Here is a 12,467-nt window from a genome sequence, read left to right on the forward strand (position 1 = left end):
CCAGCTTTCAGCGCCGGATGATTTTCTGCGCCTGCCAGCCATAAAGCCAGTCCAAATCGGCGGCGAGTTTTTCAGACGAGCGCATTTTCAGGAACAGATTGCGTGCGATGGAGACTGGACCCGCGGCATGCCAGGCGAGGCGGTTGAGGGCGCCGCGACGGGCGACCCTGGCAACGCGCGGCCGCCGCAGGTTCTCCCAGATTTGAAGACCTTGTCCCGGATCGCCGGGCAAGTCCGCAACGACATCCGCAAGTGCGGCCGCATCTTCGATCGCCATGGCGGCACCTTGCGCCGCGAACGGCGTCATCGCATGCGCCGCATCGCCGATCAGCGCGATGCGGTCGTTCGTCCAAGGCTGCTTACTCTCGACCGTATGGATCGGCCACGCCGTCCACCGGCCGGCTTCCTCGATCAGACGAGCAAGTGCTGCTGCCGTACCGCGCATGGCACCGGTCAAGATCCTGGTGTCGGCGTTCCCGGACCAGCCCTCGGCAATGCGTTCGCCTTTGGTGAAGGCGACAAGATTGAAGGCAGCACTCTTGCTGACGGGATAGGCGACCATGTGGAAGCCGGGATGCAGGAAGGTCGTGACGCAATTGGTGGCGCCGATCGCGGCGAAGGCTTTTCCGGCAGCGCTGTCGGCGGGAATGGTGGCACGCCAGGCCAGTTCGCCCGAAAAGTGACTTCTCGGCGAGGCCGCTCCCCTGGTTGTGTCGACAAGCCCGCGCACCGATGACCAGACGCCATCGGCGCCGACCAGCAGCAAGCCCTCGGCCTCGACGGTCTCGCCGGCCATCTCGGCAGCCACGGTGATGCCATGGCTGTCTTTGGCAACGCCGCTGACATGCGCGCCGGAAGTCAGATGAATGTTCGGCATTTCGGCAACGCGCGCAGTCAGTGCGCTCTGCAAGTCAGCCCTGTGAGCAACGAGATAGGGTGCCTGCCAGCGGGCTTCGGCGGCTTGTCCCAGCGGCACGCGTGCCAGTTCGCGCAACGTCGCGGCGTCCTTCAACACCACCGCTTCCGGCCGCACCGCTGCCGGCAGCAGCCGGTCGAGCGCGCCAAGCTGGCGAAGAATGCCTGTTGCGTTGGGAGAAAGCTGGATGCCGGCGCCTGCGGCTTCCAGGCGCTGCGCCTGTTCGAACACCTGCACGCGGTAGCCGCGTTCGGCGAACGCCAGCGCGGCGGTCAGCCCGGCGACACCCGCCCCGGCGATGACGATTTGCCGGGACCGCGTGTTGTCCATCGGGCTTGCCGCGAAGGAATCAGGCGGCCTGGTCGATGTAGATACAGCCTGCCGGCAGCGTTTCTGTCGCCTTCAGCTTGGACGAATAGCGGTAGAGCGTCGAGCAATAGGGGCAGACCTTTTCTTTGTCGTCGCCCATGTCGAGAAACACATGCGGGTGGTCGAAAGGCGGGTTGGCGCCCGTGCACATGAATTCCTTGACGCCGATGTCGATCGCCGGGTGGCCCGCATCGTTCTGGAAATGGGGAATGGAACCGCCTAACATCGTCGTCGTCTCCTTAACGCAGTCTCTTCTGCATCTGGATCATAACCGGTCTCTTTGCAAGTTCGATGAAATCAAACTGTCGCAAAAGCCTGTCAGAGGATAAGTTAAGCCGGTTAAGGCAATGACCCCGAAAACGGAATCGGGTTACGGAGAGGGTCAGGCCTCGCTTCAGGTCACCTGCGGCGCATCCGGGAAGGTTGTGTCGCTCGGCGGCGGAGCATGCGGGAAGAGCAGGAAAAATGAACGAACTGAAGCCGGTGCAGAGCGAATTCGTGAATGTCGAGGTGGCTCGCCCGGAGGGCGGCAACCCGGATCGCTTTGTCAACCGGGAGTTTTCCTGGCTGCAGTTCAACCGGCGCGTTCTCGAGGAGTCGCTGAACCTCAATCATCCGCTGCTGGAGCGCGTCCGTTTCCTGTCGATCTCGGCGGCCAACCTCGACGAGTTCTTCATGGTCCGCGTCGCTGGTCTTGCCGGCCAGGTGCGCGAGGGCATCACGCTGAAGAGCCCTGACGGCCGCACCCCCGAACAGCAGCTCGAGCAGCTGCTGCGGGAGGTCGAACGGCTGCAGGAAGACCAGCAGAAGAGCCTTTCGGCACTCATCGTGCTGCTCAACAAGGAAGGCATCGAGAGCATCACCCGTGATGCACTGACCAAGGACGAAAAGATCTGGCTGGAAGACCATTTCCAGGAGCAGGTGTTTCCGGTGCTGACGCCGCTGTCGATCGACCCGGCGCATCCGTTCCCGTTCATCCCCAATCTCGGTTTCTCGATGGCGCTGCAATTGCGCCACCGCAAGAACGGCGAAGAGATGAGCGCGCTTCTGCGCCTCCCTGTGGCGCTGAAGCGCTTCATCCGTTTGCCGGACCGCAAGCACCATGTCCGCTTCATCCCGCTGGAAGAGGCAGTCGGCCTCTATATCGGCAAGCTGTTCCCAGGCTATGAGGTCAAGGGCTCCGGCACGTTCCGCATCATCCGCGACAGTGATATCGAGGTCGAGGAGGAATCCGAGGATCTGGTGCGCCTGTTCGAGACGGCGCTGAAGCGCCGCCGCCGCGGGTCGGTGATCCGCATCGAATTTGACGTATTGATGCCGGCCGAACTGCGCGACTTCGTTGCCGGCGAGCTAGGCGTATCGTCGAGCCGCATCAGCGTTCTGACCGGTCCGCTGGCGCTCAGCCAGATTTCCGAGATCGTCGCCGTCCCGCGCGACGACCTCAAGTTCACGCCCTACAATCCGCGCTTTCCCGAGCGCATCCGCGAGCACGGCGGCGACTGCTTCGCCGCCATCCGCGAGAAGGACATCGTCGTCCATCACCCCTACGAATCCTTCGATGTGGTGGTGCAGTTCCTGCGCCAGGCGATGGCCGATCCCGAAGTGGTGGCGATCAAGCAGACGCTTTACCGCACTTCCAACGACAGCCCGATCGTGCGCGCACTGGTCGATGCGGCGGAGGCCGGCAAGTCGGTGACCGCGCTGGTCGAGCTCAAGGCGCGTTTCGATGAGGAAGCCAACATCCGCTGGGCGCGCGACCTGGAGCGCGCCGGTGTGCAGGTCGTGTTCGGCTTCCTCGAGTTGAAAACCCATGCGAAAATGTCGCTGGTGGTGCGGCGCGAGGACGGCAAGCTGCGCAACTATGTGCATCTCGGCACCGGCAACTACCATCCGGTCACCGCGCGCATCTACACCGATCTGTCTTTCTTCACCACCGATCCCACGATTGCCCGCGATGTCGCCCAGCTCTTCAATTTCATCACCGGCTATGCCGAGCCGACGGATGAAATGCGGTTGGCAATCTCGCCGTTCACGTTGAGAAGCCGCATCTTGAAGCATATTGCCGACGAGATTGCTCATGCGGTGGACGGGAGGCCGGCGCGCATCTGGATGAAGATGAACGCGCTTGTCGATCCGATCATCATCGACGCGCTCTATGACGCCAGCCGTGCCGGCGTCGAGATCGACCTCGTCGTGCGCGGCATCTGCTGCCTGCGGCCGCAGGTGCCGGGCCTGTCGGAAAATATCAGGGTCAAGTCGATCGTCGGCCGCTTTCTGGAACACAGCCGCATCTATTGCTTCGGCAATGGCCATGGGCTGCCATCGGACGAGGCGATCGTCTACATCTCGTCGGCCGACCTCATGCCGCGCAATCTCGACCGCCGCGTCGAGACCATGGTGCCGATCACCAATCCAACTGTGCATGAACAGATCCTGGGCCAGATCATGCTGGGCAACATCATGGACAATCAGCAAAGTTTCGACGTATTGGCTGATGGAACCTCCCGGCGCGTCGTGCTGGAAGAGGGCGAGGAACCGTTCAACGCGCAGGAATATTTCATGACCAATCCGAGCCTGTCGGGACGGGGTGACGCGCTGAAGTCGCATGCGCCCAAGCGTATCGCGCAGTTCAAGCGCCGCAAGAAGAACGCCGCAGCGTCCACCTGATGCTGTCTGATTCCCAGGGCCGGTTGCAGGACCGCCGACCGCTATCCATCATCGACATCGGGTCGAATTCGATCCGCCTCGTCGTCTATGAGGGGCTGGCGCGCTCGCCGACCATGCTGTTCAACGAAAAGATGCTGGCCGGCCTCGGCCGCGGCATCGTTTCCACCGGCAAGCTCGACCCCGAGGCGGTGACCCGCTCGATGGAGGAATTCCGCCGCTTTCGCGCGCTCTCCGACCAGGCTGGCGCCGAGCACATGTATGTTCTGGCCACCGCCGCAGCCCGCGAGGCGATCAACGGTCCCGATTTCATCCACCGTGCCGAGGATGTGCTCAAGACCGAGATCCGGGTGATCAGTGGCCGCCAGGAAGCCTATTATTCGGCGCTCGGCGTCATTTCGGGCTTCCATCCGGCCAATGGCATCGCCGGCGATCTGGGTGGCGGCAGTCTCGAACTGGTCGACGTCAACGGCGAGGCGATCGGCGACGGCATAACGCTGCCGCTTGGCGGCTTGCGCCTGCAGGACATGGCGAAGAACTCGCTGACCCAGGCGGCCAAGATCACGCGTGACGAACTGTCGAGGGCCAAGCTGTTGAAAGGCGGGCAGGGCAGGCCCTTCTACGCTGTCGGCGGCACCTGGCGAAATCTCGCCCGGCTGCACATGGAAATGACAAATTATCCGCTCGGCGTCATGCACCATTACGAGATCAGCGCCGACAGTGCGACGAACTTCCTCAAGCAGGTGGCCAAGGCCGAGATCGAGAAGGTCAAGGGCATCGAAGGCGTTTCGAAGAACCGCCGTTCGCTGCTGCCTTATGGCGCCATCGTGTTGCAGGAGATCATGGCGGCGATGCAGCCGTCGAAGGTCATCGTGTCGGCGCTCGGCGTGCGCGAGGGCTTTCTCTATTCGCTGCTCGACGAGGCCGAGCAGAAGGCCGATCCATTGATTTCGGCGTCGGAGGAACTCGCCCGGCTGCGCTCACGCTCCGTCACCCATGCGCATGAACTTGTCGATTGGACCGCCAGGACCTTTGCCGCCTTCGGCATCGACGAGACCGAGGACGAGGCGCGCTATCGCCACGCCGCCGCATTGCTGGCCGATATCGGCTGGCGCGCGCATCCCGAATATCGCGGCAAGCAGTCGCTCAACATTATCGCGCACGCGTCCTTCTTCGGCGTCGACCATCCCGGCCGTGCCTTCCTGGCACTTGCCAACGCCTATCGTCACGACGGCATCTTCAACGAAGCCATCGCACCCGAGATCAAGGCGCTGGCTTCGCCGCGTTACCTGGAGCGGGCACGCGTGCTGGCGGCGATGATGCGCGTCGTCTACCTGCTCACGGCATCGATGCCCGGCATCATGCCCCGGCTGAAATGGGAACAGCGCGGCAACGGCGTGCTGGCTCTGGTGCTGCCTGCATCTCTGGCCGACCTCTATGGCGAACGGCCGGCCGGCCGCCTGGCGCAACTGGCAAGGATAACCAACCGTCGGCTGGTGCTGGCCGTCGAGGGCGGCCCGAGCGTTTCGGTGAAGTAGGCCTTACGCCGAACGCCGCCCGTCGGTCGACCAGGCACCCGCGCCGGCCATCGCCAGCGCCAGGAAGCCGCCTGATATGGCGATGTCCTTCATCAGCATCTGCGAATGCAGGAAGGCAAGCATCGCGTCGTCACCGCCCTGGCCGTAATGGCCGATGAAACCAGCGACAATGCAGAAGGCGGCGAGCAGCAGCGCCGTGATCCGGGTCTGGAAACCGGCCAGGATGAGCAGCCCGGCGATCAGTTCGAACAAGCCGGTGCCCCAGGCGGCAAGCGTCGGCAGCGGCAGGCCGAGGCTGGCGAAATAGCCTGTCGTGCCGACAATGTCGGAAAGCGCGTGGAAGCCGGAGGGTACGAACAAGGCGGCAAATAGCAGGCGGGAAAGCAGAAGCAGTGCATTACGAGGCATGCTTGTCATCTCCGTCGTCAGTCCGGCCGGCTGGTCCTGTTGCGCATCCGAAGGTCGATCCTACCAGCAATGCGGGCGTAAATCCCGGCTGGCAAATCGGGACATGGACTTGTGCACCGACAACGAAAAAGCGGCGCGGAAAATTCCGCGCCGCTTTTGTTTTTCGTGTTCTGGCTGTGGATCAGCCGCGCTTGGCATCAACCGAGTAGGCGCCGGCACCCGAGGTGGCCAGCACGATGAAGCCGCCGGCAATCCCCAGATTCTTGAGGAAGTTGATCATCTGCATCTGATCGGCCCAGCCGGTGTGGGCGACCAGCGCTGTGGCGACGGTGAAGATCGCGAGCACCCAGGCGGCAATCCGGGTCTGGAAGCCGACAAGGATGGCGGCTCCGCCGAGAAGCTCGATCAGGCCGACGATGATGGCCGTCGCGGTCGGTACGGGCAGGCCAAGGCTGCCGAAATAACCGGCTGTGCCGGCGATCGCGGTGAGCTTGCCGAAACCTGAAAGCAGGAAGATGGCGGCAAGAAGGACGCGGCCGAGGAGGATCGTGGCTGAGGCATTGGAAGCGCCGGAACCGGCGACTGAAGTGTTGATGGACATGGTGGCTCTCTCTGGGAAGGGTTCAATGCAACCCAGATAGAGCAAGCTGACTGTTCACCAAAGCCGCCAGATTGACGACACATTGTTCACAGTGCGTACGTTTCCGTGAGCGGGCGGCTTACGCAAAATTCGCGTCGAATGAGGTCGTGACGCGAGTAAATTCTCCCGTCGTCTAACGTCTTACCCCGGGTGCGTCATATCCTCCGGCCGTACCAGCCGGTCGTAGTCGGCTTCGCTGACCAACCCCGTGGCCAGCGCTTCCTCGCGTAGCGTGGTGCCCTTCTTGTGCGCGGTCTTGGCGATCTTGGCGGCATTGTCGTAGCCGATGGTCGGCGCCAGTGCCGTCACCAGCATCAGCGAGCGGTCGAGTGCCGCCTTGATGTTGTCTTCGCGCGCCTCGATGCCGACGACGCAATTGTCGGTGAAGGAGACCGAAGCGTCGCAGAGCAACTGCACCGACTGCAGGAAGTTGTAGGCCATCAAAGGGTTGTAGACGTTGAGCTCGAAATGGCCCTGGCTGCCGGCGAAGGTGAGCGCGGCATTATTGCCGAACACCTGCACGCAGACCTGGGTGATTGCCTCGCACTGGGTCGGATTGACCTTGCCCGGCATGATCGACGAGCCCGGCTCGTTTTCCGGCAGCGACAGTTCGCCGAGGCCCGAACGCGGACCGGAACCGAGGAAGCGGATGTCGTTGGCGATCTTGAACAGCGCGGCGGCGCAGGCGTTGATGGCGCCATGCGAGAACACCATGGAATCGTGGGCTGCCAGCGCCTCGAACTTGTTCGGCGCGGTGACGAAGGCAATTCCGGTGATGGCGGCGATCCGGTCCGCTACCCTCTCGGCGAAGCCGACCGGCGCATTGAGGCCGGTGCCGACGGCGGTGCCGCCCTGCGCCAGCTCCTGCAGGCCGGGCAGCGTCAGTTCGATGCGCTTGATCGACGAAGCGACCTGCGCGGCATAGCCCGAAAATTCCTGACCGAGGGTGAGGGGGGTGGCATCCTGCGTGTGCGTGCGGCCGATCTTGATGATGTGGGCGAAAGCGCGGCTCTTAGCGTCCAGCGCCTTGTGCAGGTGCTTCAGGGCCGGCAGCAAATCGTGCACGATGCGCTCGGCGCAGGCGATGTGCATGGCCGTCGGATAGGTGTCGTTCGACGACTGGCTCATATTGACGTGGTCGTTGGGATGCACGGGCTTCTTCGAGCCCATGACCCCGCCCAGCATTTCGATCGCCCGGTTGGAGATCACTTCGTTGGCGTTCATGTTGGACTGCGTGCCCGAGCCGGTCTGCCAGACGACCAGTGGGAAATGGTCGTTGAGCTTGCCGTCGATAACCTCTTGCGCTGCCTCGATGATCGCCTTGCCGATTGCCGGGTCGAGCCGCTTCAGTTCCATATTGGCTTCCGCCGCGGCCCGCTTGACGATGCCGAGCGCGCGAACGATCGACGCCGGCTGCTTCTCCCAACCTATCTTGAAATTCGCGAGCGAACGCTGGGCCTGGGCCCCCCAATAACGATCGGCGGCGACTTCGATGGGGCCGAACGTGTCGGTTTCGGTTCTGGTCTTTGCAGCGGTCACGGGTCTCTCCTTGTCGAAGTCGGCAACGGCGTATCGCGTTGCACAAACGGCTTCAAGCGGAGATTGCGGGCGGGGCGGATGCAAATCGGTTGAAGCGCTTGCCCCCTCGATGGGAGAGCCGGACGCTCACCCGGCCGTGTATCCGCCGTCGATCGCAAAGACGCCGCCGCTGGTCCAGGCGGCCTCGTCGCTGGCGAGATAGACCGCGATGCCGGCCAGATCGTCGGGGCGGCCGATGCGGCCAAGCGGATAGCTCCGCTCGACATAGGCCGTCAGCTCCGCCTTTGCCTCGGCCGGCAGGGTGTCGACCGTGCTGCGGCGCATGGCGGTGTCGACCGTGCCGGGCGCGATGGCATTGACGCGGATGCCGCGCGGGCCGAGTTCGAAGGCCAGTGATTTGGTCAGCGAGTTCACCGCGCCCTTCGACAGCGAATAGAGGCTCGACGGCCGCTTCGGGATCATCTTGTTGGCGAAATAGGACGAGATGTTGATCACCGACGCGCCTGCTACCAGATGCGGCAGCAGAGCCTGAGTGAGGAAGAACACCGCCGTCACATTGAGTGCGAAGGATTGCTGGAACTGCTCCTCGCTGACGGTCTCGAATGGCACCAGGAAAGCCACCCCGGCATTGTTGACTAGGATATCGAGCGGCCGACCGGATTTTTTCACGTGCCCGGCCACGGCTTCTATGCCGGCGCAGGTGGCGAGATCGGCCGACAGCGTCTCGACATTGCCGCCGAGCTGCTTGGCCGCGGCATCAAGTTTTTCGGTGTCGCGGCCGACGATCAGGACATCCGCACCCTCACGCGAAAAGGCCTCGGCGATCGCAAGGCCGATGCCGTCCGATCCGCCGGTAACCAGCGCGCGCTTGTCGTGAAGTCTCATTCTACGCTCCGAGGCAGCTCGGCCATCGAGAGCACCGCATATAAGCGGCCGCGGTCAAGCCATCGGCCTATCCGACGGTATGAACTTCGACTGCCGGCTCTCGCATGGGTTCCCGAATGGCGAGCCGTCCCGCGACATAGTTCTTGACCTGGCGGACCGCCTGTTCGCGCGAGACGCTGCCTGGCTGCAGGCCGAGCCGCAGCCAAAGCCCGTCGATCAATGCGGTGACGCCAAGCGCGATGTCGTCGGCATCCGCCGGCGAGGCAAGGCCGCGCAGGCCGGACAACAGGTTCGAGCGCATGCGCGCGTGGATCACTCTCTGGATACGCGCCATCTTCTCGTCGCGCGGCACCTCGGCGCAGAGCGAAAGCCAGGCATGGCAGAGAGGAGGCTGAAAAAGATGCGGTTCGAAATTACCCTCGATCACGGCATCCATGCGCTCCATCGGGGTGATCGCCCGGCGAAGACGCGCAATCACCGCCTGGCACAGGACGGCGTTGGCTTCGCGCATCGCGTGCTCGAACAATTCCTGCTTGTTGCGGAAATAGTGCAGCACAATTCCCTTCGAGGCGCCGGCCTGGGCCGCCACCTTTTCCAGCGTCGCGCCGGCAATGCCCTCGCGCTCCAGTACCGCGAACGCCGCCTGCCGCAGTTCCTTGCGGCGTATCTCGCTGAGACGCTTGAGTTTCACCGGATCGATCCATGCATTGCGATTCCACATTGACATTTTCGTCCGAGCAGATCAACTATTGACCAATGGGACAATAAAAAGACCAATTGGTCAATTTTCGAAAAATGAGGAGAACCGAAATGTTCCGCATCCTTGCGAATGGCGTCTGTCTCGCTGCCCTGGCGTTGGCCTGTTCTGCGGCTGAAGCGGCCGAGGCCGAACAGTGCAGGGCGGTCCGTATGGCCGAACCCGGCTGGAACGATCTGGCCTTCACCACCGGCGTTGCCAATGTCCTGCTGGGTGCACTCGGCTACCAGCCACAGAGCTCGGTGCTAGGCATCAACCTCATCTATGAAGGCATGAAGAACAACGATCTCGACCTGTTCCTCGGCTATTGGAATCCGGCCATGGTCACCTATTACGAGCCCTACAAGAAGGATGGCTCGGTCGAAGACGTGCGCGTCAATCTGGAAGGCGCCAAATACACCTTCGCCGTGCCGACCTACGTCTGGGACGCCGGCGTCAAGGATTTTGCCGACCTGCACAAGTTCGCCGACAAGTTCGGCAAGAAAATGTACGGCATCGAGCCCGGCTCGAACCAGCTGATGATGGATGCCATTGCCGATCCCTCGCTTGGCCTCGGCGGCTGGCAGGTCGTCGAGTCGAGTGAAGCTGGCATGCTGTCGGAGGTCGGCTATGAGATCAAGGAAAAGCAGTTCATCGTCTTCCAGGGCTGGGCGCCGCATCCGATGAACACGATGTACGATTTCAAATATCTCACCGGCGGCGACAAATTTTATGGCCCCAACCTCGGTGCCGCGACGGTGACCACGCAGGTGCGCAAGGGCTATCTGCAACAGTGCCCGAATGCCGGGCAATTGTTGAAAAACCTCACCTTTGACATCGGTTTCGAAAATGTCGGCATGGGCTACCTGATCAATGACGGCATGAAGCCGGAAGAGGCGGGGCTGAAGGCGATCACGCTGAACAAGGATCGTCTGGACACCTGGCTTGCCGGCGTCACCACATTCGATGGCAAGCCCGGCCTTGCGGCGGTCAAGGAAAAGCTTGGCCTGTGAGACCGGCAGCATTTGATGCCTTTCCGAATGGCTGGGCGGAACAGGACGGCTGGGCTGGCCGCAAGAAATTCGTCAATAGCGGCGATCTCGACATCGCCTATGTCGAGGTCGCCGGCGCCGAGCCGGCGCTGCTGTTGGTGCACGGCTTCACCGACACCAGCCGCAGCTTTTCGCTCCTGGCGCCGCACCTGGCCGGTCGCCGGCTCGTCATGCCGGATCTGCGCGGCCATGGCGGGTCGCAAACTGGCGAAGGTTGCCGCATCGCCGATTTCGCAAGTGACATTGCCGGATTGATCGTCCACTTGCGGCTTGACCGGCCGGTGCTCGTCGGCCATTCGCTGGGCGCCATGGTGGCTATCGCGTTGGCTGCGCGGCATAACGAGCTCATCGGCGGGCTGGTGCTATTGGCCGGCACTTTGAAGCCCGACCTGGAGCAGAACCATCCATTGGTCATGGGCGTTCAGTCTCTGCGCGACCCGATATCGCCGGCAGACCCGTTCTATGCCTGGTGGCATGCCTGCCGGCCTGGCGTGCCCGAGCCCTTCCTCGCAGGCCTGGCGAAAGACGCCTCGGAGATGCCGGCATCACGCTGGCAAGCGACCCTGAAGGAAATTCGCCGCACCGATCTGAGTGACCTGGCGCGAGCCGTGCAGGCTCGAACGCTGATCATCGCCGGCGAGCACGACCCGCTGTTCGGCGAGGCGCATCAGCGGGCGCTGTTGGATGCCCTTGTTGGGGCGAGCCTCGTGCACGCCGAGGAGTGTGGCCACAATCCTCATTGGGAGGATCCGGCCTTTGTTGCCAACGCCATCGGTAAGAGTTTCGGGTTCGATTAGCGCCCGAACAATGCGCGTGCCGGTGGCACGTCCTGCCGGGCCTAGGCACCATCACTATCCCTGATCAAGCGGACCGTTACCCAAGCCGCGAACGCGAGGTCGGGGACAGGCGCAAAGTCTCGGTTGGTCTGGTCAGATCCTGCTGGGCAGCTTGCCAAAACGCCTGCGATGCAGCCGAACCGGCCAGCGTGGCCTCGTGGCGGGCGTGTGTTTCCGGGCTGTCAAATCCCATGAAGCTGATGAAGACGTTTTCGCTGGCCCGTATCGGCAGGCGCGGAAAGCTGTTTTCGGTGTGTTCGGTAACGAACGCGGCGAGCAGGCGTGCGCCGGGTGCGGTCATCAGCGGCGCCATTTCGGTCTCAAAGCGATTGGCGAAAATGGCTTCGGCGCCGGGCCGCAAATGATGAATCCGGATCACAACAATGGCCGACAGGGGCTTGTTCCGGCCTGATTTTTTGTCAGCGGTCAAGCCTGCCCGCGGTGTGCCCGAGAGGTCGAAACCGGCGCCTGGCCATGCCGGCTTGAGCAACAACACATCGTCGGAATCGATCATTGTCGCGTTGGCCGCATTGCTATGCGCCGCCCAGACCGGCCCGCCATAAAAGGCGGTTAGGGCATGCTTGCGCGCGTCCATGCCGTCGAAGCCGCGCATCCAGACAAACATGTCCGGACGATCGAGATCCCGGAACTGGCCGATGATGGTCATCCCGGCATCCTCCTGGCCCTCGATCAGCCTGCCGTCGAAGATGTCGATGAGCGTGTCACGCTTGCCGGGCTTCAGCGTGTATTGCCGCAGCTCGACCACAGGCGAGCCGAGCGCCGCGGGTTGCGGCGTGGCATCCAGGGGCAGGTTCATCCGTCAGTCTCCAAAACAGGGCATTTGTCCTGTTTATAAACAGACCGGTTGTCCTGTTTTGTCAACA

General features: G+C 62.8%; 12 protein-coding genes. 4 read left to right on the forward strand and 8 right to left on the reverse strand.

The genetic code is table 11. The annotated features are described in order from the left end of the window. Positions 1-7 precede the first annotated feature (7 nt). Entirely contained in the window at positions 8-1,246 is a 1,239-nt protein-coding gene (locus AC1D2G_RS31525; RefSeq protein WP_477418919.1) for an FAD-dependent monooxygenase, read from the reverse strand. Between the two features lie 19 nt (positions 1,247-1,265). Further along, positions 1,266-1,511: a zinc-finger domain-containing protein gene (locus AC1D2G_RS31530; RefSeq protein WP_477418921.1), complete on the reverse strand. Its 246-nt coding sequence runs from the start codon at positions 1,509-1,511 to the stop codon at positions 1,266-1,268. A 239-nt stretch (positions 1,512-1,750) separates the two neighbouring features. Here AC1D2G_RS31530 and AC1D2G_RS31535 point away from each other — a divergent pair, with 239 nt between their 5' ends. Together AC1D2G_RS31535 and ppx are read left to right on the forward strand one after the other, a co-directional pair. After that, positions 1,751-3,952: an RNA degradosome polyphosphate kinase gene (locus tag AC1D2G_RS31535; protein WP_477305941.1), complete on the forward strand. Its 2,202-nt coding sequence runs from the start codon at positions 1,751-1,753 to the stop codon at positions 3,950-3,952. Continuing rightward, positions 3,952-5,487, forward strand: coding sequence for an exopolyphosphatase (gene ppx / locus AC1D2G_RS31540; protein WP_095086131.1), 1,536 nt, complete (start codon positions 3,952-3,954; stop codon positions 5,485-5,487). Before AC1D2G_RS31535 ends, ppx begins: the two co-directional genes overlap by 1 nt. Positions 5,488-5,490: 3 nt before the next feature. On the opposite strand, the gene AC1D2G_RS31545 is transcribed toward ppx, so the two are convergent. The 5 genes from AC1D2G_RS31545 to betI all read right to left on the reverse strand — a co-directional run bounded on the left by AC1D2G_RS31545 (position 5,491) and on the right by betI (position 9,686). Beyond that, the gene (locus AC1D2G_RS31545) at positions 5,491-5,895 is read right to left on the reverse strand and encodes a DoxX family protein (RefSeq protein WP_477418923.1); all 405 of its coding nucleotides are present in this window, start codon (positions 5,893-5,895) and stop codon (positions 5,491-5,493) included. A gap of 181 nt (positions 5,896-6,076) precedes the next feature. After that, positions 6,077-6,496 carry a DoxX family protein gene (locus AC1D2G_RS31550; RefSeq protein WP_095086128.1) on the reverse strand — a complete coding sequence of 140 codons (420 nt, stop codon included), beginning with the start codon at positions 6,494-6,496 and terminating at the stop codon, positions 6,077-6,079. Between the two features lie 180 nt (positions 6,497-6,676). Next, positions 6,677-8,074 carry a class II fumarate hydratase gene (gene fumC, locus AC1D2G_RS31555; RefSeq protein WP_477418925.1) on the reverse strand — a complete coding sequence of 466 codons (1,398 nt, stop codon included), beginning with the start codon at positions 8,072-8,074 and terminating at the stop codon, positions 6,677-6,679. Positions 8,075-8,200: 126 nt separating this feature from the next. Then, positions 8,201-8,959 carry an SDR family NAD(P)-dependent oxidoreductase gene (locus tag AC1D2G_RS31560; protein WP_477418927.1) on the reverse strand — a complete coding sequence of 253 codons (759 nt, stop codon included), beginning with the start codon at positions 8,957-8,959 and terminating at the stop codon, positions 8,201-8,203. 67 nt (positions 8,960-9,026) lie between these two features. Further along, complete coding sequence (gene betI / locus AC1D2G_RS31565; protein WP_477226344.1) at positions 9,027-9,686, reverse strand: choline-binding transcriptional repressor BetI; 660 nt, start codon at positions 9,684-9,686, stop codon at positions 9,027-9,029. A gap of 83 nt (positions 9,687-9,769) precedes the next feature. Between betI and choX the strand changes: the two genes are divergently transcribed. Next, on the forward strand, positions 9,770-10,708 hold the full coding sequence (gene choX, locus AC1D2G_RS31570; protein WP_477418930.1) for a choline ABC transporter substrate-binding protein: 939 nt from the start codon (positions 9,770-9,772) through the stop codon (positions 10,706-10,708). Then, entirely contained in the window at positions 10,705-11,544 is an 840-nt protein-coding gene (locus AC1D2G_RS31575) for an alpha/beta fold hydrolase (RefSeq protein WP_477418932.1), read from the forward strand. Before choX ends, AC1D2G_RS31575 begins: the two co-directional genes overlap by 4 nt. A 76-nt stretch (positions 11,545-11,620) precedes the next feature. Here the strand turns inward: AC1D2G_RS31575 and AC1D2G_RS31580 are convergent, their stop codons facing one another. Continuing rightward, entirely contained in the window at positions 11,621-12,400 is a 780-nt protein-coding gene (locus AC1D2G_RS31580) for an NIPSNAP family protein (protein ID WP_477418934.1), read from the reverse strand. Between the last annotated feature and the right edge of the window lie 67 nt (positions 12,401-12,467).

This window comes from Mesorhizobium sp. P2_C7, assembly GCF_056404515.1.

What these genes read in the sequence shown, in the direction of transcription:
- AC1D2G_RS31525 (WP_477418919.1), bottom strand. Translation starts at nt 1,246, where the DNA reads ATGGACAACACGCGGTCCCGGCAAATCGTCATCGCCGGGGCGGGTGTC.
- AC1D2G_RS31530 (WP_477418921.1), bottom strand. Translation starts at nt 1,511, where the DNA reads ATGTTAGGCGGTTCCATTCCCCATTTCCAGAACGATGCGGGCCACCCG.
- AC1D2G_RS31535 (WP_477305941.1), top strand. Translation starts at nt 1,751, where the DNA reads ATGAACGAACTGAAGCCGGTGCAGAGCGAATTCGTGAATGTCGAGGTG.
- ppx (WP_095086131.1), top strand. Translation starts at nt 3,952, where the DNA reads ATGCTGTCTGATTCCCAGGGCCGGTTGCAGGACCGCCGACCGCTATCC.
- AC1D2G_RS31545 (WP_477418923.1), bottom strand. Translation starts at nt 5,895, where the DNA reads ATGCCTCGTAATGCACTGCTTCTGCTTTCCCGCCTGCTATTTGCCGCC.
- AC1D2G_RS31550 (WP_095086128.1), bottom strand. Translation starts at nt 6,496, where the DNA reads ATGTCCATCAACACTTCAGTCGCCGGTTCCGGCGCTTCCAATGCCTCA.
- AC1D2G_RS31560 (WP_477418927.1), bottom strand. Translation starts at nt 8,959, where the DNA reads ATGAGACTTCACGACAAGCGCGCGCTGGTTACCGGCGGATCGGACGGC.
- betI (WP_477226344.1), bottom strand. Translation starts at nt 9,686, where the DNA reads ATGTCAATGTGGAATCGCAATGCATGGATCGATCCGGTGAAACTCAAG.
- choX (WP_477418930.1), top strand. Translation starts at nt 9,770, where the DNA reads ATGTTCCGCATCCTTGCGAATGGCGTCTGTCTCGCTGCCCTGGCGTTG.
- AC1D2G_RS31580 (WP_477418934.1), bottom strand. Translation starts at nt 12,400, where the DNA reads ATGAACCTGCCCCTGGATGCCACGCCGCAACCCGCGGCGCTCGGCTCG.